General features: G+C 69.9%; 18 protein-coding genes and 1 pseudogene. 15 read left to right on the top strand and 4 right to left on the bottom strand.

The annotated features are described in order from the left end of the window. Nucleotides 1-311 precede the first annotated feature (311 nt). A complete protein-coding gene (locus ACIGDI_RS18655; protein ID WP_399897743.1) occupies nt 312-3,116 on the bottom strand; it encodes a SpoIIE family protein phosphatase in 2,805 nt (934 codons plus the stop codon). A 352-nt stretch (nt 3,117-3,468) separates the two neighbouring features. Here ACIGDI_RS18655 and ACIGDI_RS18650 point away from each other — a divergent pair, with 352 nt between their 5' ends. The 3 genes from ACIGDI_RS18650 (at nt 3,469) to ACIGDI_RS18640 (ending at nt 6,726) form a co-directional block, all read left to right on the top strand. Continuing rightward, nucleotides 3,469-4,554 (top strand): PP2C family protein-serine/threonine phosphatase, encoded by a 1,086-nt coding sequence (locus ACIGDI_RS18650; protein ID WP_399897740.1) that lies wholly within the window; start codon nt 3,469-3,471, stop codon nt 4,552-4,554. 184 nt (nt 4,555-4,738) lie between these two features. Next, complete coding sequence (locus ACIGDI_RS18645) at nt 4,739-5,530, top strand: class I SAM-dependent methyltransferase (RefSeq protein ID WP_399897737.1); 792 nt, start codon at nt 4,739-4,741, stop codon at nt 5,528-5,530. A gap of 350 nt (nt 5,531-5,880) precedes the next feature. Then, nucleotides 5,881-6,726, top strand: coding sequence for an RNA polymerase sigma factor SigF (locus tag ACIGDI_RS18640; protein WP_399897734.1), 846 nt, complete (start codon nt 5,881-5,883; stop codon nt 6,724-6,726). 104 nt (nt 6,727-6,830) lie between these two features. On the opposite strand, the gene ACIGDI_RS18635 is transcribed toward ACIGDI_RS18640, so the two are convergent. Continuing rightward, nucleotides 6,831-7,268 (bottom strand): ATP-binding protein, encoded by a 438-nt coding sequence (locus tag ACIGDI_RS18635; protein WP_399897731.1) that lies wholly within the window; start codon nt 7,266-7,268, stop codon nt 6,831-6,833. 390 nt (nt 7,269-7,658) lie between these two features. Continuing rightward, on the bottom strand, nt 7,659-8,348 hold the full coding sequence (locus ACIGDI_RS18630; protein ID WP_399897728.1) for a hypothetical protein: 690 nt from the start codon (nt 8,346-8,348) through the stop codon (nt 7,659-7,661). Between the two features lie 466 nt (nt 8,349-8,814). On the opposite strand from ACIGDI_RS18630, the gene ACIGDI_RS18625 reads away from it, so the two are divergent. The 6 genes from ACIGDI_RS18625 to ACIGDI_RS18600 all read left to right on the top strand — a co-directional run bounded on the left by ACIGDI_RS18625 (nt 8,815) and on the right by ACIGDI_RS18600 (nt 14,299). Then, nucleotides 8,815-9,822: a TIGR01777 family oxidoreductase gene (locus ACIGDI_RS18625; protein WP_399897726.1), complete on the top strand. Its 1,008-nt coding sequence runs from the start codon at nt 8,815-8,817 to the stop codon at nt 9,820-9,822. A gap of 164 nt (nt 9,823-9,986) precedes the next feature. Then, the gene (locus ACIGDI_RS18620; protein WP_399897723.1) at nt 9,987-10,529 is read left to right on the top strand and encodes an RNA polymerase sigma factor; all 543 of its coding nucleotides are present in this window, start codon (nt 9,987-9,989) and stop codon (nt 10,527-10,529) included. After that, a complete protein-coding gene (locus ACIGDI_RS18615) occupies nt 10,526-11,410 on the top strand; it encodes a zf-HC2 domain-containing protein (RefSeq protein WP_399897720.1) in 885 nt (294 codons plus the stop codon). The genes ACIGDI_RS18620 and ACIGDI_RS18615 overlap by 4 nt, the downstream gene beginning before the upstream one ends. Nucleotides 11,411-11,454: 44 nt before the next feature. Beyond that, nucleotides 11,455-12,327: an ABC transporter ATP-binding protein gene (locus ACIGDI_RS18610; RefSeq protein WP_399897717.1), complete on the top strand. Its 873-nt coding sequence runs from the start codon at nt 11,455-11,457 to the stop codon at nt 12,325-12,327. Next, nucleotides 12,324-13,721, top strand: coding sequence for a hypothetical protein (locus ACIGDI_RS18605; RefSeq protein ID WP_399897714.1), 1,398 nt, complete (start codon nt 12,324-12,326; stop codon nt 13,719-13,721). The genes ACIGDI_RS18610 and ACIGDI_RS18605 overlap by 4 nt, the downstream gene beginning before the upstream one ends. Then, nucleotides 13,718-14,299 carry a hypothetical protein gene (locus tag ACIGDI_RS18600; RefSeq protein WP_399897711.1) on the top strand — a complete coding sequence of 194 codons (582 nt, stop codon included), beginning with the start codon at nt 13,718-13,720 and terminating at the stop codon, nt 14,297-14,299. Before ACIGDI_RS18605 ends, ACIGDI_RS18600 begins: the two co-directional genes overlap by 4 nt. A gap of 63 nt (nt 14,300-14,362) precedes the next feature. Here ACIGDI_RS18600 and ACIGDI_RS18595 read toward each other — a convergent pair whose 3' ends face one another. Next, nucleotides 14,363-14,863: a hypothetical protein gene (locus tag ACIGDI_RS18595; RefSeq protein ID WP_399897708.1), complete on the bottom strand. Its 501-nt coding sequence runs from the start codon at nt 14,861-14,863 to the stop codon at nt 14,363-14,365. Between the two features lie 164 nt (nt 14,864-15,027). Here ACIGDI_RS18595 and tal point away from each other — a divergent pair, with 164 nt between their 5' ends. From tal to kdpB, 6 genes and pseudogenes are all read left to right on the top strand, one after another. Continuing rightward, a complete protein-coding gene (gene tal, locus ACIGDI_RS18590; protein ID WP_399897705.1) occupies nt 15,028-16,683 on the top strand; it encodes a transaldolase in 1,656 nt (551 codons plus the stop codon). 154 nt (nt 16,684-16,837) lie between these two features. After that, nucleotides 16,838-19,063 carry a transketolase gene (gene tkt, locus ACIGDI_RS18585; RefSeq protein WP_399897702.1) on the top strand — a complete coding sequence of 742 codons (2,226 nt, stop codon included), beginning with the start codon at nt 16,838-16,840 and terminating at the stop codon, nt 19,061-19,063. 74 nt (nt 19,064-19,137) lie between these two features. Continuing rightward, nucleotides 19,138-19,491 (top strand): hypothetical protein, encoded by a 354-nt coding sequence (locus ACIGDI_RS18580; protein WP_399897699.1) that lies wholly within the window; start codon nt 19,138-19,140, stop codon nt 19,489-19,491. A gap of 294 nt (nt 19,492-19,785) precedes the next feature. Continuing rightward, complete coding sequence (gene kdpF, locus ACIGDI_RS18575) at nt 19,786-19,875, top strand: K(+)-transporting ATPase subunit F (RefSeq protein ID WP_016434100.1); 90 nt, start codon at nt 19,786-19,788, stop codon at nt 19,873-19,875. Nucleotides 19,876-19,883: 8 nt separating this feature from the next. Beyond that, entirely contained in the window at nt 19,884-21,548 is a 1,665-nt protein-coding gene (kdpA, locus tag ACIGDI_RS18570) for a potassium-transporting ATPase subunit KdpA (RefSeq protein ID WP_399897695.1), read from the top strand. Next, nucleotides 21,545-22,960 (top strand): annotated as a pseudogene (kdpB, locus tag ACIGDI_RS18565) (potassium-transporting ATPase subunit KdpB); the annotation flags it as partial. The gene kdpA and the pseudogene kdpB, both read left to right, overlap by 4 nt. Nucleotides 22,961-23,042: the final 82 nt, after the last annotated feature.

Here is a 23,042-nt window from a genome sequence, read left to right as displayed (position 1 = left end):
TACGACCCACCCCCCATGGCCGCGAGTCCCTGACGATCTCCGTCCGGCCCATCGAGGCCGTGATCGTATCTCGGGCCACTGACAACACGGCCGGAGCGAGGATCAGCGGCTACGATCCTGCCGCGCCCGACAGGCGTCCACCGCAGAACGGCCTGGCGTGTGAACTTCCGTGTGATCTAGCAGTTGTTGGCGGGGGAGGGGATACGGCGCGCGGTGAACGGGGTGCTGCCCAGGCCGCTGCGCACCGCCAGATTCATTGGTTCGACCTCGATCCGGAATCATCCCGTGGCTCCGGCGCCGGTACCGACTCCTCACATCAGGGGATCCCCGAACTGTTCGAGGAGATCGTCGACCGGCGTGTTGTCCGCGGGACCGGACGCGCCGTCGTGCAGGATCTGCTCCGCCCAGATGACCTTGCCGTGGGACGTGTACCGCGTCCCCCACCGCTGGGCGAACTGCGCCACGAGGAACAGCCCCCGTCCGCCCTCGTCCGTGGTCGCCGCCCGCCGCAGTCGCGGCGAGGTGCTGGAGCCGTCCGACACCTCACAGATCAGAGTGCGTCCATGCAGCAGGCGCACCTTCACGGGTGGCGATCCGTACCGGATCGCGTTCGTGACCAGCTCGCTGAGGATCAGCTCCGTGGTGAACGCGGTCTCCTCCAGCCCCCACCCGCTCAGAACTGTCCTGCACTCGGCCCGCACCGAGGGCACCACCGCCGTGTCCGAGGGCACATCCCACTCGGCCACCGACGAGGACGGGACCCGCCGGGTCCGCGCCGCCAGCAGTGCGATGTCGTCCGAGAGCCGGGCCGGCTTCAACGCCCCGATCACCGCCCGGCAGGTCTCCTCCGGAGTGCGCTTCCCGGCCCCGGCCCCGCCCAGCGCCCGGCGCAGCGCGCCGAGACCGGCGTCGATGTCGCGGGTGGAGTTCTTGACCAACCCGTCGGTGTACAGGATCAGCTGGGAACCCTCCGCCAGGTGCACCTCGGCGGCTTCGAAGGGGTAGCCCCCGAGGCCGAACGGGGGCGAGGCCGGCACCTCGGGGCAGACGACCGTCCCGTCCGGGTTCACCACCACGGGGCCGGGATGGCCGGCACGGGCCATCGAGCAGACCCCCGTCACCGGGTCGTAGATCGCATACAGGCACGTCGCTCCGGTCACCCCCACCCCATCCTGGTCGTCGGGGGTACTGCCGGAGTCGTCCTCGTCGTCCAGGCGGATGACCAGATCGTCCAGCTTCCCGAGGACTTCGTCGACGGGGAGGTCCAACGTGGCGAAGTTGTGTACAGCGGTGCGCAGTCGTCCCATCGTCGCCGAGGCGTGCAGACCCTGGCCGACGACGTCGCCCATCACCAGCGCCACACGTCCGCCCGGCAGCGGAATGACGTCGAACCAGTCCCCGCCCACTCCCGCCTCCGACGGCAGGTACCGCCAGGCCACTTCCAGGGCGTCCTGCTCCGGCTGGCCCCGCGGCAGCAGACTGCGCTGCAGCGTCACCGTCATCGCGTGCTCGCGGGTGAACCTGCGGGCGTTGTCGATGGCCACCGCCGCACGCGCCGCCAACTCCTCCGCGAACGCCACGTCCTCCGGCTCGAACGCCGGCGAGCCCTCGGTCCGGTAGAAGTGCGCGAGGCCCAAGGGCACCCCCCGCGCCCGCAGCGGCATGGTCACCAAGGAGTGCAGCCCGAGCTCCAGCGCCTTTCGGGCACGTTCGGGATCCTGTTCCTGCCAGCTCTGGGCCTGCCGCAGGTCCGCTTCCAGGACACCCCGGCTCTGTTCGAGCGCCAGCATCTGCGGAGTCTCCGGCGAAAACGTGATCACTTCTCCCAGCCGGTACACCGGCAGCATCCGCTGATCTCCGCTGATCGCGGTCCGCCGCAGACGGCGCCAGCCCTCCGTCGTCGGCTCCGAGCCGCGCACCACCGACTCCAGCAGATCCACCGCAACCACGTCGGCGAACCGGGGCACCGCCACGTCGGCCAGTTCCTGGGCCGTGCGCTCCACATCCAGGGTGGTCCCGATCCGCATCCCCGCCTCGTACAGCAGCTTCAGTTGCCCCAGCGCCACCTCGGCCCGCCCCGACACCACCGCCAGCTCCGTGGTGTCCCGCAGCGTCACCACGCTGCCGGCGTGGCCGGCCTCCGGGAACGTGGACCGCTTGTTCACCGCCAGCAACCGGTCGTTGGCGAGGTACACCTCGTCGGTGACCTCCTCCGGGGATGCGAGCACGCGCGCCATCTGCTCGGGAAGCCCCAGCTCCCGCACGTGCCGCCCCTCTGCGTCCGCCGGCAGACCCAGCAGCCGCTTCGCCTCGTCGTTGGCCAGCAGCAGCCGTCGGTCCTCGTCGGTGATCAGAACCCCCTCCCGCACCGCGTGCAGCACGGCCTGGTGATGCTCGTACAGTCGCCCCAGCTCCGCAGGGGCCAGCCCGTGGGTCTGGAGCAGAAGTCGCCGGGACACTGCTGTCGTCCCAGCCGCGGCCAACACCAGCATGATCGCACCGACGCCCAGGACGATCGGCAGCTGCGGCATCCACAGTCGCGCCACGTTCGTGACGGTGATCCCGGCGGAGACCAGGCCGACGATCCGGCCGCGCGCGTCGGTCACCGGGACGACCGCCTGGATGGCCGTCCCCTTGCCCGCCGGCAGAGGTGGACCGCCCGCCTGCTCGACGACGGTACGGCCTTTGAGCGCCGGTTCGATGGTGCCGACGAATTTCTTCCCGATCTCTGAGGGGTAGGGATACGTGTACCGGATTCCGTCCGTGCTCATGACGACGATGAAGTCCATGCCCGCCCGCTTGCGCGCCTCCTCGGCTCGCGGTTGCAGCAAGGCGGTCGGGTCCGGGCTGCGCAGCGCCAGGCTCACACCGGGGGCGCTGGCGAACGTCTGGGCGGCCACCACCGACTCCCGACGCCCCTGCCGCACTGCGTCGCGCGCCGCCTGCAGCATGATGCTCGCCACCGCGGCCACCACCAGCAGCACCACGATCAGGCTCTGGACGAGGAAAACCTGCCCCGCCGCGGTGCGCGGGCTCAGTACGGACAGGCGCCGAGTCCGCCGGCCACCGGCGGGCGGAGGACGTGTGGTCCGCGATCGGCTGAGATATCCCTCCATACACCCTTGATAACACCGCTGCGCAGACCTGGTATGACTCACGACGCCTGTCCGGAGAGGGCGAACCCGCGACGGGACGAGCAACCGGAGGGCTGTGTCGGGGGACGGCCCAAGCGGCGCGCCGGGTGCGGGGTGCCGGCGACCGCGCGCCGGGCCCGGCGCGCGCATTCCGTCGGCCGGATGGCGACGCATCCTGCCGCACGTCTCTGACCGTCAAGCATCAGCCGCGCCTTCCATCCGAGGCTGATGACTGGTTCCTATCGTTATGATGCACTTTGTGATCGGGACTGGGCGGCCCTGGCGTCGGCATCCTCTCCGCGGCGGCCGGTGGGAAGCGGCCCCGCTGTCACCGGTGATCCTCACCGCCCTCATCGGTGTTCTGGCGTTCTCCACCCCGCGGCAAATCGCCTTCAGCCGCCTCCTGCCCACCGCTCCCGCCCTCGCCGCCGCCATGTGGCCCGTGCTTCCCACGCTCCTGCTCGGACTGTTCTGCCTCCTGGTCATGATCGGCCTCAGCTTCGTCTACACCGACCTGGGAACGCCCTACACGTCGGCAGCCATCGTCGCGGTCACCCTGGCGGCCGCCTACGCCAGCCATGTCCGGCTGCAGCGCGAGGAGACGCTGTTCCACGTCCGGCTTGTCGCCGAGGCCGCCCAGGAGGTGCTGCTGCGCCCCCTGCCGCGCCGCATGAACAACATCGAGATCGAGGCCTTGTACCTGGCGGCCCAGGAGGAGGCCCGGATCGGTGGCGACTTCTACGAGGCGGCCGACACGCCGTACGGGATCCGGCTGCTCATCGGCGACGTGCGCGGCAAGGGCCTGTCCGCGGTCGGAGCGGCCTCCGCGCTGATCAGCTGCTTCAGGGAGGCCGCGTACGACGAGCCCGATCTCAGCGGCATCATTCATCGTCTGGAGGTCACCATCACTCGTCACGGTGCCGCGTTCCCCGTCCTGGACCGGCCGGAGCACTTTGCCACCGCCCTCATCGCCGAGATTTCCCAGGACGGTGGTCAGGTCAGGCTTCTCAGCTGCGGGCACCCCCCTCCCTTGCTCGTCCATCAGGGGAAGACCCGGCTGCTGGAGGCCACCACCCCCTCGCCGCCGCTCAACCTGACGACGCTCGTCGGCGAGCACCACCGCGTGGACACCTTCGACTTCGCACCCGGCGACCAGCTGCTCCTCTACACCGACGGGGTGACGGAGGCCCGGGACCGCACCGGCACGTTCTTCCCTCTGCCGGACTGGGCGCAGCAGCAGGGCCAGATGCCGCCCCGCGAGCTGCTCGACCGGCTTCACGTGGCCCTGCTCCACTACTGCGGCGGAAAGCTCGACGACGACGTCGCCGCCCTTGTCGTGCGCTACCCGGACGCCGGAGCCGGGAGTACCGCCTGTAGGCGTGGCCGGGGCGGCGAACTGGCTTGCGAGGGCGAGGGGTGACGCGTTGCTACGAGGGGCGACGGCCGGCGGGCCCTGTGAGGCACGGGTCGGCAGCGGGGTTGATCCCCGGCCAACCGCGGGTCGGGGACAAATTTCGTTGAGCCCGCGCCCCGCCATCGTGTTGGCTTGCGACGCTGGACTGCCCCTACCGCAGGTGTCCCGTGGCTCGAGCAGGGAGTTGAACGTGCCCGACAGTGTTGTCGACCCGATTGCCCATAACCGCGCAGCCTGGGACAAATACGTCCAAGAGGGCAACGAGTGGTCGACGCCGGTGACTGCTGAGCAGGTCGAACGCGCCCGTAGGGGCGACTGGTCGATTGTTCTCATCGGGCATGAGCCGGTCGACCGCTCCTGGCTGCCGGCGGACCTGACCGGCAAGGACGTGTTGTGCCTCGCCTCCGGAGGCGGCCAGCAGGGTCCGATCCTCGCCGCCGCAGGGGCTTGGGTCACCGTCTTCGACAACTCTCCCGGCCAGCTCGGCCAGGACCAGATGGTGGCGGCGCGCGACGGACTCGAGCTGCGCACGGTCCTGGGCGACATGCGCGACCTCAGCGTCTTCGGTGACGCGACATTCGACGTCGTATTCCATCCGGTCTCCAACCTGTTCGTGCCGGACGTGGCGGCAGTGTGGCGTGAGTGCTTCCGCGTCCTGCGACCGGGCGGCAGGCTGCTCACGGGCTTCCTCAACCCTGATGTGTACCTGTTCGACCACGAGGCGCTAGACGAGCGCGGCGAGCTGATCGTCGTGCACAAGCTGCCCTACAGCGATGTCACGCAGTACACCGCGGAGGAACGCGCCGCGAAGTTCGGCGCGGGTGCCGCGCTTGAATACAGCCACACCCTCACCGACCAGATCGGCGGGCAACTCGCCGCGGGATTTGTCCTCACCGGCTTCGCGGAGGCGCCGCACCAGTCCAACGCATCCGCTGCATACCTGTCGCACTATTTTGCGACGCTGGCGGTCAAGCCGGGCTGACCATCTGCGCCTGGTCACCCGAACGCGCGTGGCGAGCCGTACCGGGTCTGCCGAACGAACGGTGTATCGAGGGTGGTCGGGCCATTGGCGGGCTGCCGAGTGCCGGCCGTGGAAGGCGATGGCGAAGGCGTTCAGCGCGGTCTTCCAGCGCATGGTCCAGCGGGCTGGCCCATGCCGAGCAACGGTGTGACGGACGGCCTGGCCTCTTCCCTCACGCATCCCACTGATGGTGGGCGCGCGACCAGAATCCTCCGTTCGTGTGATGGCGGGCATGGATGCCAAATGACTGGGTAGACGCGCGTCGGCGACAGCCGTATGGGGCTGGCTTTGGGGTGTGGGAGGGACATGTCATGGCGCTCATGAGTGCGACGACTTCGGGCACGCAGTTGGCTGATCTGCCGGAGGTTGCCGATCCTTCTCGGGTGGCGCCGCGGGATGCCCGTGAGCTGTCGAAGCTCTTCTTCGGGCAGTTGGCGGTGCTGGAGGAGGGCACGCCGGCCTACAGTTACGCGCGCAACACGCTGATCGAGATGAACATGTCCCTGGTCCGCTATGCGGCCGGCCGGTTCCGCAGCCGCGGACCGGAGGAGATGGAGGACATCGTCCAGGTCGGGATGATCGGCCTGATCAAGGCCATCGACCGGTTCGAACTCTCCCGCGAGGCGGAGTTCACCTCCTTCGCCATCCCCTACATCGTCGGCGAGATCAAGCGGTTCTTCCGCGACACCACCTGGGCCGTCCACGTACCACGCCGCCTGCAGGAGGCCCGTACGCAGCTCGCGAAAGCGACCGAGGAGCTCAGCAGCCGACTGGGCCGCACCCCGACGGTCAAGGAACTCTCGGAGCTGATGAGTCTGCCCGAGGACGAGGTGCGCGAGGCCCGCCTGGCCGCCAACGGCTACAACTCCTCCTCCCTGGACGCCACCGTCAACGCAAGCGCCGAGGGAGAAGCCGCGCTTCAGGACTTCATCGGCACCGAGGACGCTGCGCTGGAACTGGTGGAGGACTTCCATGCTCTGGCCCCACTGATCGCCGAACTCAGTGAACGCGACCGACAGATCATCCACATGCGGTTCGTGGAGGAGCTCAGCCAGGCCCAAATCGGTGAACGCCTCGGCGTCTCCCAGATGCACGTCTCCCGACTGCTCTCACGCTGCCTCGCCCGGCTGAGGGACGGCTTGCTCACCACCGGCTGACCGGGCACGCGCCGAGGCCGAGAACGGATACAGGCCCGGCGCTGCTGCCGGGCACCCGGCGACCCTCAGGTTTGCCGCAGGCAAGCCACTGCGACCCTGGCCGGCTACCTCAGATGGAGGTGAGCGACTATCTTTTTGCCCGCGTCCAGGGCAATGGCGTGCAGCTGGTCGCAGAGCTGGCCGATCAGGTACAGACCGTGTCCGCCGATGCGGCCGCCGTCGCGTTCACGTGGCTGAGGAAGGCGAGGAGAGCTGTCCCTCACGCTGATGCGCAACAGGCCGCCATCAGGGGTCAGCTCGAACTCGAGGGCTGCCGGACCGGGTGCGTGGCGGGCTGCATTGGTGACCAGCTCACTGACGACGAGTTGAGCGTCCTGGTTCGACCGATGGTGAGGGCCGAGGCCGATGCGGGCCAGCAGTGCGCGGACCGCCGCCCGGGCGTCGGCCGCCGAGACACCTGCCGCGTTCCAGACAGCGATGTACCGCAGCGAGACATCAGGCTTCCCCACCTCCGATGCGTGATTCTTCAGCGATATGACCACAGGCCTCCTCCCGTGAGCCCCTTCTTGCCTCTCCGTCACGGAGTGTTGTTACCGTCGCCTGTTCGCTTACCCACTGGCGTCCCGTTCACGGCGGCGCCGCTTGGAACAGATCGACACTGTCGGCGGTTGACTTCGAGGTCCGCGGTTCTCTACGACGTGCTGATGCTGTTCGAGCACTTCCCACGGCGGCATCGAGCAGCCAGTCAACGAGATCCATCCCTGCCTGAGCACGGTCAAGCTGGCCCCGCACGCCTGGTTCGCCGCCTTCGACCCCGAGCAGGCCCGCGACCTCGACCGCGGGTCCCGGCGGGCCCTTCAAGACCGCTGAGGGCGGTCAAGTGAGCTCACTTGACCCCTCGGCCTTGCGGAGATCGAAACCGGGCTGGGTGGTCAGTGCAGGACGCTGACGGCTCGGGCGATGACCAGCAAGGAGATCAGGAGGGCCGCGATGCTCTGAACGCTCATCAGCAGCTTGGCGCGAGGGGACAAGGGCATGGTGTCGGTGGGGCTGAAAGCGGTGGAGTTGGTCACCGACACGTACAGGTAGTCCACGAGGTTCGGGACCCAGTCGGAGCTGATGCTGGCGCCGTCGGCGACCTCTTGCACCGCGTCGTCGTTCTCGTCCTGGGAGAAACGGAAGTCCGCCAGTGGCAACTCGTCGCGGGGGAGCTGGGTGCGTGCCACCGGGCCGCCGCGGTCCAGCTCCCAGTAAGCCAGACCGAAAGCGATGATGTTGGTCAGCCACACTTGCAGGGCTGCCAGGAGCAGTGCACGGCCGTCCTTCACACCGGCGTAGAGCAACTCGTGGATGAGGATGCCCAGGGCGGTGAGATTGCTCGCGGCGATGACGAGGACAAGTGCCAGGGACAGGAATCGGAATGCATCGGTCTGCCGGGTGAGCCGTCTGGGATTGATGGCGACGAGGGGGATCAGGAGCAGCACTTCCAGGGTGGGCACCACGTAGCGGGGCGCGAGCAGCAGCTGCTGCGGAAGCGCCACGTACAGCAGGATGGCCACCAGCGTGGCGGCCACGCCCGGCAGCCGTGCCTCGCCGCGACGCTCGTGGCGAGGATGCCTCATACGCGCTCGGTCGCGGCTCTTGACCATCTGTTGCCCTTCTGCCCGCACCCGCTTTCCCTGCAACCGTGTCAGAAGGAAGGGAGGCGACCTTGCGTTTCCTGAGTGCCGTCTACCCGCACAGACGGCACATGCACAGGTGTAACAGGCTCACGCGCGAAGTTTCGTAAGGCGTATCCAGCAGGGGAGGGTGAAGGCCACCCTGACGAAGGCGGCGATGAGTTCGGTTCATCGACAGTTTGTAGTCATCGGTGAGCCTCTCGAAGACGATGCCCCGACCCGATGTCTACGTCAGCCGCTCGCGGCGGCGTCGGTGTCGGTGCGACGGACACAGCCGGGTCGTCTCCGGCCTGTTCGGGTCCTGCTCACTGGAGGCATCAGCAGTCGCCTGCCCGCATGATTCCCACCCGGTTTTGAACGCGTTCAACTCTTTGGTCTAGGCTCACCTGAGACGAAGGAGGGGGAGGCAGTGAAGATTGTGATTCCCGGGGGAACTGGACAGGTCGGCACGGTCCTGAAGCGCGCCCTGGCCGCCGCCGGCCACGAGGTCGTGGTTCTCACCCGGCACCCCAGGTGCGAGGGCGAGGTCCACTGGGACGGTCAGACCCTGGGGCCCTGGGCGGCCGAGGTGGACGGCAGCGACGTCGTGATCAATCTGGCCGGACGCACGGTGAGTTGCCGATACACGCCGGCCAACCTGCGCGAAATGATGGACTCCCGGGTCGACTCCACTCGGGTTGTGGGCGCCGCGATCGCGGGCGCCGCCCGACCGCCCCGTGTGTGGCTGCAGATGAGTACCGCCACGGTGTACGCGCACCGCTTCGACGCCCCCAACGACGAGGCCACCGGCGTTATCGGTGGTACCGAACCGGGCGTGCCGGACTACTGGGCATACAGCGTCGAGATCGCCAAAGCCTGGGAGCAGGCCCAGCAACAGGCTGCAACGCCAGCCACGCGCAAGGTGGCTCTGCGCTCGGCCATGGTGATGAGCCCGGACCCCGGCGGGGTCTTCGCCGTTCTGTTGGGGCTGGCCCGCCTGGGTCTCGGCGGTCCGGTCGCCGGGGGAGCGCAGTACGTGTCATGGATCCACGAACACGACTTCGTGCGCGCGGTGGAGTTCTTGATCGACCGGCAGGACATCGCAGGGCCGGTGAATCTGGCGGCTCCTCATCCACTGCCGCAGCGCGCGTTCATGCGCGACCTGCGTTCCGCATGGGGCGTTCCAGTGGGCCTGCCTGCGACCAGGTGGATGGCGGAGGTCGGCGCGTTCGTTCTGCGTTCCGATACCGAACTGCTGTTGAAGAGCCGTCAAGTCGTCCCAGGTCGACTGATTGAGGAAGGCTTCGAATTTCAGTACACCCGATGGCCGCAGGCTGCGAACGACTTGGTGGGCCGGGTGCGCGAACGGGTCGGAGCAGGTTCCGCGGCACGCCGGCGATGCATGCCGGAGCCTCCCGCGCCCCCAGCGGCGCCCTGAACAACGGGCGGAGCGGCTGGCGGCGGGCCCGAATCGGGATAGGGCCCGGGGGCTAACCGACTGCGTGGAGTCCACCCACGCCCCTCCATGTGACGTGAGTCACGGCGGTCCGAAAACCCGGGGGGCCCGCTCGGCGTCTAGACGGTGTGAGATCAGTCAGGGCAGTGCTGGGGGCGGTGGACGAGGAGCGGCTCCTTCGGCTGGTGGCCAAGGGAGACCGGGGCGCCTTCGAGGAGTTGTACCGGCGGACGTCGCCCTGGATGGCCGTACGGCTGCGTCGGCGGTGTGCCGACGAGCAGATCGTCGCGGAGGTCATGCAGGAGACCTACCTGGCGGTGTGGCGTGCGGCGAGCGCGTTCGCCGGCGCCGCCGTGGGAGGCAGCGCCACCGGGTGGCTCTGGACGATCGCCGCGCGACGCCTCGTCGACGCGTTCCGGCGCCGGGCGCACCACGCGGAGCCGCCGCCCGCCGCCGCCCTCCCCGAGGCCGCGCCCGCTGCCGAGGACGAGGCGCTCGCGGCGACCGTCGACGGTGACGTCGGCGACGCGCTGCGCCTCCTCGCGCCGGAGCTGAGAGAGGTACTGCAGGCCATGGTGCTCGACGGGCTGTCCGTCCGGGAGACCGCGGTCCTGCTCGGACTGCCCGAGGGCACGGTCAAAACCCGTGCCCGTCGGGCTCGGATCGCGATGCGGGAGGCACTGGCGTGAGAAGGAGAAAGAGTACGAAGACGGGCGCCGGCGCGGGACACGCCTCGGCTCGGATCATCGACGGGTACGCCCGCGGCGGCACGGTCCTTGCCGCCGACGAGGTGTGGGCTGTGGAGGGTCATCTGGAGTCGTGCCGGGAGTGCCGTGACCGGTTGTCGGACGCCGTCGCCGCGCGGGTACCCGGCGTGGGGGCGCTGGTCGACTCCGTGTGGTCCGTCCTCGAACCGCAGGTGGCGGTCACCGCCCCGATGCCGCACCGACGGCGCTGGTCGGGCCGGCTGTCGAGATGGATGACCCCCACGATGGTGCCGTGGCTGGCCGTGGTCATGGGCGTCACCCTGCTGGCTCTGCTCCTCGACCTGCTCGACGGCGGCTCCGGCGCCATCTCCAACATCGGGACCGGCACTGGGACTAGCCGTGTCTCCGTCGTGCTTCTGCTCGCCCCCGTCCTCCCTGTGCTCGGCGTCGCGGCGTCGTGGTCGCGTGCGCTGGACCCGGCGTACGAGCTGACGGCCTCCGCGCCGAGGGCCGGGCTGTATCTGGTGCTCCGGCGCACCGCCTCCGTGCTCGCCGTGGTCGTCCCCGCGCTGCTGATCGGCGGCTGGGTGACGGGCGTGATGGTGGCCCAGTGGCTGCTTCCCTGCCTGGCGTTCACCGCGACGACGCTGGCGCTCGGCGGTGTCGTGGGGGTGACCCGTGCCGCCGTCGCACTGGCCGTCGTATGGGCCGTCCTGGTCCTGGCACCGACCGTGGCCGCCGGACGCACCAGCTTCGCCCTGCAGACTGGCGGACTGCCCGCGTGGGGGCTGGTCCTCGCACTCGGCGTCGGAGTCGTGATCGCCCGCAGGGGCGCGTACTCGGCACTGGGAGCCCATCGATGAACACGAACACGAACATGAGGACGACCATTGGAGGGGGACATCACATGACGTCCGCGGTGAGCGCGGCCGACATCGCGCCTACGCCGTACGCCTGGGAGATCCGGGCCACTGGGCTGAAGGTCAGGGTCGGCAGCAAACGGATGGCCGTCGACGGGCTCGACCTGGCACTGGGTACCGGCGTACACGGACTGCTCGGTCCCAACGGTGCCGGCAAGACCACCCTCATCCGGGCGCTGGCCACCGTGCTGCGCCCGGCCGGGGGCACCTTGGAGCTGCTGGGGGAGTCCATCCGCGGCATCGGCGAGCACCGTGCGCTGCGCCGCCGGATCGGTTATCTGCCGCAGGAGTTCGGCTATTACAAGCGCTTCACGGTGCGCGAGTTCGTCGAGTACATGGCCTGGCTGAAGGAGGTCCCCAAGGCGGACATCCCCGCGGCGGTGCAGCGCGCCGTGGAGCGGGTGGGGCTGGCCGACCGCGCCGACGACCGGATGAAGTCCCTGTCCGGCGGCATGGTGAGGCGCGTGGGCATCGCCCAGGCCATCGTCAACGACCCGTCGGTCCTGCTGCTGGACGAGCCCACCGTCGGCCTGGACCCGTCGCAGCGGCTGCGCTTCCGCCAACTGCTCCAGGAGCTGGGCCAGGACACGTGCGTGGTCGTCTCCACCCACCTGGTCGAGGATGTCGCAGTCGCCTGCACCGATGTGGTGCTCTTCGCCGAGGGCCGCCTGGTCTTCCAGGGCACTCCGAACGAGCTGGCGGCGGCGGGCAGCCCCGAGTACATGGGGGACAGCCCGCTGGAGCGCGGCTACTCGGCACTTCTCCAAGGCCCCCAGGGCACCCAGAGCGCTGATGGCGTCCGGGACAGCCAAGGTGACCACGGCCGGCAGGGTCGCGAGCGGGGAAGGGGCTCGTGGTGAACTCACGTGTCCTGCGCATCGAGCTGAAGCGCTCCGTCGCCCCGTGGGCCGGTGCCGCGGTCCTGACGACGGCACTCGGGTTCCTGTTGCTGCTGAAGGGCACGCTCGGCAACGGCACCACGGCCTGGACGGCCCAGTGGACGGCCATGGCCCTGTGGATCCGCGGCCTGCTTTTCTACCTGTGGCCGCTGGCCGTGGGGTTCGGGGCGCTCCAGGGTCTGCGCGACCACCGCTCGAGGATCTCCGAGTTGCTGGCGACCACGCCGCGGCCCGCCCGGCACCGCGCGGCCGTTCTGGTCGGCGCGACGGCGGCCACCCTGGCCTCGGCCTTCGCGCTGCTCATCGTCGTGGGCGGGCTCCAGGTGCTCGCCAACACCGAGTACACACACCTCGGTTGGCTGCCGATCTCGCTGGTGGGGGCACTGGCCCTGGTCGCGGGGGCCGTGCTGGGGATGGGGACCGCGCGGGCCCTGCCGTCCGTGCTCACCCCGCCGCTGCTGGCGATCGGTGCCTTCGCGTTCACGGTCCTCATGCAGATGTCGCTGGGCCGGACGCAGACAGCAACGGCGTCGGGGATCCCGGTCACGGAGCCCAACCAGCTCTCACTGCTGTCGCCTGCGGTGCAGGACGTGCGCGACACTCTCACCACGCTCTCCGCCTCCGTGCACATCGGGCAGACGATCTGGCTGCTCGGCATGGCCGTGACCGGCTTCGTGCTGCTCGTCGCGGCACGGCCGCGCACCCGCCTGCTCGCCCTGACCCCCGTCCTGGCGGGCGCGGCCGTCGCCCTGCTCGTCCTGCCCACCGACCCGGATCGGATGTTCGTCATCGACAAGGCAGCCGCGGAGCCGGTGTGCGACGGCCCGGTGTGCGTGACGCGCACACAGCAGGGACGGCTCGACGACGTGGCGGGTCCAGGCAAGAAGGCGCTGAGCCTGCTGCACACCGCCCTTGGGCGCCGGGCACCGGTCTCGGTCCGCGAGAACGACACCGTGCAGCAGGAGGGCACCACCCCGAAGTGGTCCGGCCGGACCGTGCCCCTCGACTTCGACGACGGCGGCGTCGTCGCGGCGAAGAGCGGGCAGGAGCTGACCTGGGTTCTCATCGGCAAGGGCATGGTGCCCGGGTGCTCCCCGGTCGGCTGGAGCGGCACGGGGGGCGAGGACGTCGCACGTGCCGTCGCGGTCGGCTGGGTGCTGGGCGACCTCAAGTCGCTGCCCGACGTGGCGGAATCCATCCGCCGCCATGTCGACAGCGAGGCCCGCCCGCTGTGGAAGAAGTTCAGGGCGTTGCCGCCGGCCCAGCAGCGCGCCCGGATCGACGCCATGCGCACCGCCGCGCTCTCCTGCAAGGGGGATGCGCTCGCCGCGCTCTCGGGCGGTGCGTCGAGGTGAGGTGGCTGACGCTGTACGCCCGCTCACGTCAGGTAACCGCGGCGCTGGCCGCGCTGGTGATCGGCACGGTGGCGGTGTGGGCACTCGCGGGACAGGGGGGCGCGGGTGCGGGGACCGGTGATCTGAGGCTGCCGGTGCTCTTCCTCGGGGCGGGCGCGATGGCCACCTCGACCGGGCTCGGCGGACAGGATCTCGCGCTGGACCGGACGGCCGCGATCCGATGGATGCCGCGCCGAGCGGCCCATGTACTGCTCGCCGGCGCGGTCGTGGCGGTGATGCTGCTGATCGTGCGGGCGGCGGGGAGGGACCTGCCCGACGCCGCGTTCGTCGTCCGGGACACCGCGGGCCTGATGGGACTGGCCGCGCTGGGCGCGGCGCTCGCGGGCGCCGAGTCCGCGTGGGCGCCGCCGTTCGTCTGGCTGTCGTTCGCGTTCTTCGCCCCGCCACCGACGAGTACGCCGATGCAGGTGGCGTCCTGGCTGCTCCTGCCCTCCGGCACGCCGGTGGCCACCTGGACGTCCCTGGCCCTCACGGTGGCGGGCACCACGGCGTACTCCGTCGCGGGCCCGCGACGCTGATCCGCGGCGGGGCCGAGGCGTGAATCGCGGGCCCGAGGAGCACGGCTTCGGTGCTATAGGAGTTCAGTGACCCGTGGCAGCCGTTTTCGGGCTGTTTCTGACCCGTCGGCCGTCGCCGCACGCTCTCTCAGCAGCCACCGGTGGCCGGACCCGAACACCGGGGGAGGACAGGGCCAGGTACTCGCGGATCTTGCCACGGATCATGGGGCGCGCGTCGCCCAGGGCGAAGGGCAGCCCGGGCAAGGCGTCGGTGAGTTCCCACGCCGACAGCGGCGCACCGATCGGCACGGCGTCCTTGCCCTGCTCTCTCTGTTCCCAGGGCTCGTCCAGCACGGCGCGCACGCGGCCTACCTGCCCGTTTACCCCGTAGACCACGGGGCGCGGCAGGGGCCTCTTGTCCTGGACGATGGTGAACCACATGCGGTCCGCGTCGCGCCGGCCCGTGCTGTCCTCCTCGCCGGTCTCGTCGTAGACGCGGCCGTTGCGGGCGACCTTGGCAGTGTCTTTGCCTCGGCAGAGCACCAGGGCCAGGCCGGTGACCTGGCCGTCAGCGTTCATCCGCACGGCCGGGGCCATACCCGCGAGGCCTGCGGTGAGTGGGGCGGGCGAAAACGGAGACACGGCAGGTAGCGGGTGCCGCTGCCACGAGTCCGCTCAGCGGGCAGGCATCGTCTTCAGTACGTACAGCCGGGTGGTTGGGCGGCGCCGCTCCACCATGGAGGTTTCGCGTGTCTGTTTCCACTTCGTCCGATCCGCTTGCTGAGCTGTCCGCCGCGGGGGTGTCGGTGTGGCTGGACGACCTGTCCCGCGAGCTGCTGGCCGGCGGGGAGCTGAAGGAGCTGATCGCCGACAAGCACGTGGTCGGGGTCACCACCAACCCCACGATCTTCGCCTCGGCGCTGTCCAAGGGCGACCGCTACAACGATCAGCTGGCCCGCCTCGGCGCTCAGGGGGCGCGGGTCGACGACGCGGTGTTCGCGCTGACCACCGACGACGTACGCGAGGGCTGCCGGGCGTTCCGGGAGGTCTACCGGAGCAGCGGCGGGGTGGACGGGCGGGTCTCGATCGAGGTCGACCCGAGGCTGGCTCGCGATGCCCGGGCCACGGTCACGCAGGCGGTCAAGCTGTGGGAGACGGTGGCCGAGCCGAACCTGTTCGTGAAGATCCCGGCGACCAGTGAGGGACTGGCCGCGATCACCGCAGCCATCGCCCGGGGCATCAGTGTCAACGTCACGCTGATCTTCTCCCTGGACCGGTACCGGAAGGTGATGGACGCTTACCAGACCGGTCTCGAGCAGGCACTGGAAGCTGGGATCGACCTGTCGGGTATCCACTCGGTCGCCTCCTTCTTCGTCTCGCGCGTCGACACCGAGGTCGACCGCCGCCTCGACGCTCTGGACAGCCCCCGGGCCCAAGAGCTCAAGGGCAAGGCCGCGGTCGCCAACGCGCGGCTGGCTTACCAGGCGTACGAACAAGTGGTGGCCGAGCCGCGCTGGCAGCGTCTGGCCGCGGCCGGAGCCAACGCCCAGCGACCGCTGTGGGCGTCCACCGGAGTGAAGAATCCGGACTACCCGGACACGATGTACGTCAGCGACCTGGTCATCGCCGGTACGGTCAACACCATGCCCGGCACCACGCTGACCGCGTTCGCCGACCACGGCATCGTGCCCTCCCACTCGCCGGACGCCGAGGACTACGCCGCCGCCGAAGCCCACCTGGCGTCGTTGCGGGACGCCGGAGTCGACTTCGCGGACGTGACCGACGTCCTGGAACGCGAGGGGCTGGAGAAGTTCGAAGCCAGCTGGGCGGAGCTTGGGGCCACGGTGGGCAGCGAGATGCGCTCCGGCACCAGGACGACGGCCGGGGCCACGGACGGTGATGCGAACAGCGCCGGCCTGCTGGCGATCTACCTCAACGACCACTACACCGGTGCGACCGGTGGCCTGGAACTCTTCCAGCGCGCCGCCGCCGCCAAGAAGGGCAACGAAGAAGAAGCGGTCCTGACGGATCTGGCCCATCAGGTGAAGGAGGACCGCGACGCGCTGGCGCAGCTGATGGCCGACCTGGGAGTGTCCGTCGACCGCACCAAGGTCGCCCTGGGCTGGGTCGCGGAGAAGGCCGGCCGCCTGAAGACCAACGGCCACCTCTTCTCCCGCTCCCCGCTCAGCGACGTCCTTGAAGCCGAGGCGATGCTCCTGGGCGTCCAGGGCAAGGCAGCGTGCTGGCGCACCCTGCGCGTCCGCGCCGACACCGACCGACGCCTGGACGCAGCGAAGTTGGACACCCTGCTGGAACGCGCCGAGCGCCAGAGCACGGCCCTGGAGGAGCTGCGGGTCACGGCAGCCACCCGCGCGCTCGTCCCCCGGACTGCGCCCACCAGCTGATCGCGGCCGTGACGATCCCTCATCTGCCCCGTGGCAGGTGAGGGATCGTCACGGCCCACGGGATGACGCACCTCACGCGGACGGCGCAGAGCGGAACCCTGTGTACGGGCGCTCTGCGCCGTCCGAATCACCGGCTTGATGAAGGAGCAACGGCATGGCGAGTGAACACTCCGGCGGCACAGTACGACGCGACAAGTCCTTGGCGCTCCCGGTAGCGGCGAGGGCCGGCTGGGACGAGGTCGACGTGCGGGCGGTGGACACCGTGCGGCTGCTGGCGGCGGACGCCGTGCAGAAGGTCGGCAACGGCCACCCCGGAACGGCGATGAGCCTGGCCCCGCTGGCCTACCTGCTGTTCCAGAACATCATGCGGCACGACCCGGACGACGACCAATGGCTGGGCCGGGACCGGTTCGTGCTCTCCTGCGGCCACTCCAGCCTGACCCTGTACATCCAGCTCTACCTGGCCGGCTACGGCCTGGAGCTGTCCGACCTGGAGGCGTATCGGACCTGGGATTCGGCCACCCCCGGGCACCCCGAGCACCACCACACCCGCGGGGTGGAGATCACCACCGGGCCGCTGGGACAGGGCCTGGCCAGTGCGGTCGGCATGGCGATGGCCGCCCGCCGTGAACGCGGTCTGCTGGACCCCGACGCCGAGGCGGGCACCAGCCCCTTCGACCACCACGTCTACGTCATCGCCTCCGACGGCGACATGATGGAGGGCGTCACCGGTGAGGCGGCGTCGCTGGCCGGCCACCAGGAACTCGGCGACCTGACCGTCTTCTACGACTCCAACCACATCTCGATCGAGGACGACACCGACGTCGCCTTCAGCGAGGACGTCCCCGCCCGCTTCGCCGCCTACGGCTGGCACGTGCAGACCGTGGACTGGACCGGCACCGGCAGTTACGTCGAGGACGTCGACGCCCTGCTCGCCGCGACCGAGGCCGCCCGCGCGGAGACCGGCCGACCCTCACTGATCATGCTGCGTACCTTGATCGGCTGGCCGGCCCCGACCAAGCAGAACACCGGCAAGGCCCACGGCGCCGCGCTGGGCGAGGACGAGGTCGCCGCCACCAAGCAGCTGCTGGGCTTCGATCCCGAAGCACACTTCATCGTCGAGGACGAGGTCCTGGCCCGCACCCGGCAGGCGGCTGAGCGAGGCCGCCGGGGCCACGCCCAGTGGGACGAGGCGTTCGCGGCCTGGCAGAAGGCCAATCCGGAGCGCGCCGCGCTACTGGACCGGCTGCAGGAGCAGCGGCTGCCCGACGGCTGGACCGATGCCCTGCCCGTCTTCCCCGCCGACCCCAAGGGGATGGCCACCCGCGCCGCGTCGGGCGAGGTGTTGACCGCGCTGGCGCCGGTGCTGCCGGAGCTGTGGGGCGGTTCGGCGGATCTGGCCGGCAGCAACAACACCACCATGGACGGCGAGCCGTCCTTCGTACCGGCCGACCGCCAGACCAAGGAGTGGAAGGGCGGCCCTTACGGCCGCACCCTGCACTTCGGCATCCGCGAGCACGCCATGGGCGCGATCCTCAACGGCATCGCGCTGCAGAGTCTGACCCGGCCCTACGGCGGCACGTTCCTGACCTTCTCCGACTACATGCGCCCGGCCGTGCGGCTGGCCGCGCTGATGCAGCTGCCGGCGACCTACATCTGGACCCACGACTCCATCGGCCTGGGCGAGGACGGCCCCACCCACCAACCCGTCGAGCACCTCGCCGCACTGCGCGCCGTCCCCGGCCTGGACGTGGTCCGCCCCGCCGACGCGAACGAGACCTCCGCCTGCTGGCGCACCGTCCTCGAACACAACGACCGCCCCGCGGCGTTGATCCTGTCCCGGCAGAACCTGCCGGTCCTGGACCGGGACAACGGACAGTACGCCCCCGCGCGGGAGGCGGGCCGCGGTGGCTACGTCCTCGCGGAGGCCGGCGGGGACTCCGCGAAGGCCGCGCCGGATGTCATCCTGGTCGCGACCGGCTCCGAGGTGCAGATCGCCCTGGACGCCCGCGAGTTGCTGGCGGCCGAGGGGGTCGCGGCGCGCGTGGTGTCGATGCCGTGCCGGGAGTGGTTCGCCGCACAGCCCGCCGCATACCAGGACGAGGTCCTGCCGCCGGACGTACGGGCCCGGGTCAGCGTCGAGGCCGCCGTCGGGCAGGGCTGGCGCGACGTGGTCGGCGACGCCGGACGCATCGTCAGCCTGGAGCACTACGGCGCTTCCGCCGACTACCAGCGCCTTTACGCCGAGTTCGGCATCACCCCCGACGCGGTTGCCGCGGCCGCCCGCGACAGCATCCACGACACCCAGCGCGCGCCGCGACCCGGCGGTCATCAGTTCACCTCCACCCCCACCAGCGGCAGCACCGGCGACCGTCCCTAGCCCGCCGGCGCGACGACCGGGAGATACGGGCCCTGCCGGCCGCGGGGAAGGAGGGCGAGGCGATCGAGTTCTGCGTGGGCCGGCAGCCGGGCACCTCCAACGCGCACTTCGGGGCGTGGATGGCGGCCCTGGACAAGGAGACCGGCATCAACCGCGTCCACGTCAGGCCCGCGGTCGACGCGGGCCGCTCGGTGGTCCTCGGCCTGCTCCCGTGGGCGGGCGGCCTGCCGGCCCTCGCCGTCGCCTCATTGCCCGGACTGCGGCCCAGGCCGGCCGAGTTCCGTCAGGCGTCCGCCAGCCGGGCCTCCTCCAGGTCGAGGGAGCGCTGGAGCCGGCGGCGGGTGGTGTCGCTGATGCGGTGGGCGTCGTACAGCCGCTGCAGTTCCGCCGCCTCGACGGCGATCAGATCGCGGCGGAGCTGGCGGTAGACCAGATCGGCGGACTCGGGCGCGACCGTGGTGCCGTTTCGCCCGGTCAGGCGTTCGTGGGCGTCGACCGCTGGTATGGATCAAGGGTCGTAAGAGTCTCGTCAAAGCCGTGGGCGGCGCCGTAAGAGAGCCGTCAACGGGCGACCCGATCCGGCCGAAGAGGCGCTTTCCTCTACTCGTCCGACTTCATCGAATCTCACTCCAGGAGTTAGCGATGGCCGATCTGGCCTTCGTCGTCACCGTACTCGCGGGTTTCGCACTGGTGGCCCTCGTCGCCAAGGGGGTGACGAGGCTGTGACCGCCGAGAACATCGTCGGCCTCGTCGTGGCCGTCGCCCTGCTGGGCTACCTCGTCCTCGCCCTGATCTTCCCGGAGAGGTTCTGAGACAAGCGATGGGTCCCGTACTCGCCGGCTTCCTCCAACTGCTCGCCCTCACAGGAGCGCTGGCCCTCGCCTACATTCCCCTCGGCAACTACATGGCCAGGGTGTACTCCTCCGACAAGCACTGGCGGGTGGAGAAGTGGATCTACAAGGGCATCGGTGCCAACCCCGACACCGAGATGCGCTGGCCCGCGTATCTGCGGGGTGTGCTCGCCTTCTCCGCGGTCAGCGTGCTCTTCCTCTACCTGCTGCAGCGCCTGCAGGGCATCCTGCCCGGCTCGCTGAACTTCTCCTCGGTCAACCCGGCGCAGTCGTTCAACACGGCCGTGTCGTTCGTGACGAACACGAACTGGCAGTCGTACTACGGCGAGCAGACCATGGGGCACGTCGTGCAGACCGCCGGTCTGGCCGTGCAGAACTTCGTCTCTGCCGCCGTCGGCATCGCCGTCGCCGTGGCGCTGGTACGCGGGTTCGCCCGCTCCCGTACGGGTGAGCTGGGCAACTTCTGGGCCGACCTGGTGCGCGGCACGATCCGGATCCTGGTGCCGGGCGCCGCGATCGCGGCGATCGTCCTGGTCGCCTGCGGCGCGATCCAGAACTTCTCCGGCATCCACGAGGTCGGCCAGTTCATGGGCGGCTCGCAGCAGTGGAACGGCGGGGCCGTGGCCTCGCAGGAGGCCATCAAGGAACTCGGCACGAACGGCGGCGGCTACTTCAACGCCAACTCCGCCCACCCGTTCGAGAACCCGACGCCGTTCACGAACCTGCTTGAGATCTTCCTGTTGCTGGTCATCCCGTTCTCGCTGACGCGCACCTTCGGCGTCATGGTCGGGAGCGTGAAGCAGGGGTACGCGATCCTGGCCACGATGGCGACCATCTGGGTCGGCTTCGTCGTCCTGATGATGTGGACCGAGTTCGCCCATCACGGCCCGGCGCTGCAGCTGGCCGGCGGTGCGATGGAGGGCAAGGAGGTCCGCTTCGGTGTCGGACCGTCGTCGATCTTCGCGGTATCGACCACCCTGACCTCGACCGGTGCGGTGGACTCGTTCCACTCCTCGTTCACCGGCTTCGGTGGTGGCATCACCATCCTGGGCATGCAGCTGGGCGAGATCGCGCCCGGTGGTACCGGGTCAGGCCTGTACGGCATGCTGATCATGGCGGTCATCGCGGTGTTCATCGCCGGTCTGATGGTCGGCCGCACGCCCGAGTACCTGGGCAAGAAGATCGGCACCCGCGAGATCAAGCTGGCGGCCTGCTACATCCTCATCACCCCGGCCCTGGTGCTGGTCTTCACGGCTGCCTCCATGGCCCTGCCGACCCCGCCGAACTCCATGCTGAACTCCGGCGCGCACGGCTTCTCCGAGGTGCTGTACGCCTTCAGCTCCGCGGCCAACAACAACGGCTCGGCTTTCGCGGGTCTGAACGCGAACACCGACTGGTTCAACACCATGACCGGTCTGGCCATGTTGCTGGGGCGCTTCCTGCCGATGGTGTTCGTGCTGGCGCTGGCCGGCTCGCTCGCGGAGCAGAAGCCGGTACCGGCCACGGCGGGCACCTTGCGCACCGAGAAGCCGCTGTTCACCGGTCTGCTGGTCGGCGCGATCCTGATCATCACCGGTCTGACGTACTTCCCGGCCCTCGCGCTGGGTCCGCTGGCCGAGGGGCTGACGTCATGACCACCCGTATACAGAACCAAGAGGACTCGATGTCCACACTCACTCCGACCCGGGCGCCGCACAGCGACGTACCCACCGGGCACAAACCCGCCGAGGGACGGGTCGGCGCGGGTCTCTTCGATCCCAAGCAGCTGCTCAAGTCGCTGCCCGACGCCGTCCGCAAGCTCGACCCGCGGGTGATGGTCAAGTCGCCCGTGATGTTCGTGGTGTGGATCGGGTCCGTCCTGACCACCGTCTTCTCCTTCAAGGACCCGGGCGACTGGTTCGGCTGGGCGATCAGCGCCTGGCTGTGGCTGACGGTGGTCTTCGCCAACCTGGCGGAGGCGGTGGCCGAGGGCCGCGGCAAGGCGCAGGCCGACACCCTGCGCAAGGCCAAGACCGACACCGTGGCGCGCCGGCTGACGGCCGAGGGCAAGGACGAGGAGCAGGTGCCGGGCACCGCCCTGAAGATCGGTGACCTGGTGGTCTGCGAGGCCGGCGACATCATCCCCGGCGACGGCGACGTCATCGAGGGCGTCGCCTCGGTCGACGAGTCGGCGATCACCGGCGAGTCGGCGCCCGTCATCCGCGAGTCCGGCGGCGACCGCAGCGCCGTCACCGGCGGGACGAAGGTCCTCTCCGACCGCATCGTCATCAAGATCACGACGAAGCCCGGTGAGACCTTCATCGACCGGATGATCAGCCTGGTGGAGGGCGCGGCCCGGCAGAAGACGCCGAACGAGATCGCGCTGAACATCCTGCTCGCGTCTCTGACCATCGTCTTCCTGCTCGCGGTGGCCACCCTGCCGCCGTTCGCCGACTACGCGGGCACGAAGCTCGGCATGGTGGTGCTGGTGGCGCTGCTGGTCTGCCTCATCCCGACGACGATCGGCGCGCTGCTCTCCGCCATCGGCATCGCGGGCATGGATCGACTGGTGCAGCGCAACGTGCTGGCCATGTCCGGCCGTGCGGTCGAGGCCGCCGGAGACGTCTCCACGCTGCTGCTCGACAAGACCGGCACCATCACCCTCGGCAACCGCCAGGCGTCCGAATTCGTGCCGGTGAGCGGCACCACCGAGGCCGAGGTCGCCGACGCCGCCCAACTGTCGTCGCTGGCCGACGAGACGCCGGAGGGACGCTCCATCGTCGTACTGGCGAAGGAGAAGTACGGGCTGCGCGAGCGTCACCAGGGTGAGCTCGCGGGCGCCGACTGGATCGCCTTCACCGCGCAGACCCGGATGTCGGGCGTGGACGTGGACGGGCGCAAGATCCGCAAGGGTGCGACCGGTTCGGTCATCGCCTGGGTCCAGGAGGAGGGCGGCACCGTCGCGGACGACGCGGACGCACTCTCCGACGCCATCTCGCAGGCGGGCGGTACGCCGCTGCTGGTTGCCGTCAAGGACGCCCGGGGCGCCCGCGTCCTAGGAGTTGTCTTCAAATGGGTCACGCCCACATCAGGAGCGAGGCGAGGGTGACAGCTGCCTGGTAGGACTCGGCGGTCTTGTCGTAGCGGGT

The organism is Streptomyces sp. NPDC085900 (assembly GCF_044540925.1).
GTDB classification, from domain to species: Bacteria; Actinomycetota; Actinomycetes; order Streptomycetales; family Streptomycetaceae; genus Streptomyces; species Streptomyces gilvifuscus.
Note: the sequence above shows the minus strand (reverse complement) of the source record. Positions and strands in the feature narration are given on the sequence as shown.

Bases quoted from the DNA above. Each gene is read 5' to 3' on its own strand.
- ACIGDI_RS18655 (WP_399897743.1), bottom strand. From the start codon at position 3,116: ATGGAGGGATATCTCAGCCGATCGCGGACCACACGTCCTCCGCCCGCC.
- ACIGDI_RS18640 (WP_399897734.1), top strand. From the start codon at position 5,881: ATGGCGCTCATGAGTGCGACGACTTCGGGCACGCAGTTGGCTGATCTG.
- ACIGDI_RS18630 (WP_399897728.1), bottom strand. From the start codon at position 8,348: ATGAGGCATCCTCGCCACGAGCGTCGCGGCGAGGCACGGCTGCCGGGC.
- ACIGDI_RS18610 (WP_399897717.1), top strand. From the start codon at position 11,455: ATGACGTCCGCGGTGAGCGCGGCCGACATCGCGCCTACGCCGTACGCC.
- tkt (WP_399897702.1), top strand. From the start codon at position 16,838: ATGGCGAGTGAACACTCCGGCGGCACAGTACGACGCGACAAGTCCTTG.
- kdpA (WP_399897695.1), top strand. From the start codon at position 19,884: ATGGGTCCCGTACTCGCCGGCTTCCTCCAACTGCTCGCCCTCACAGGA.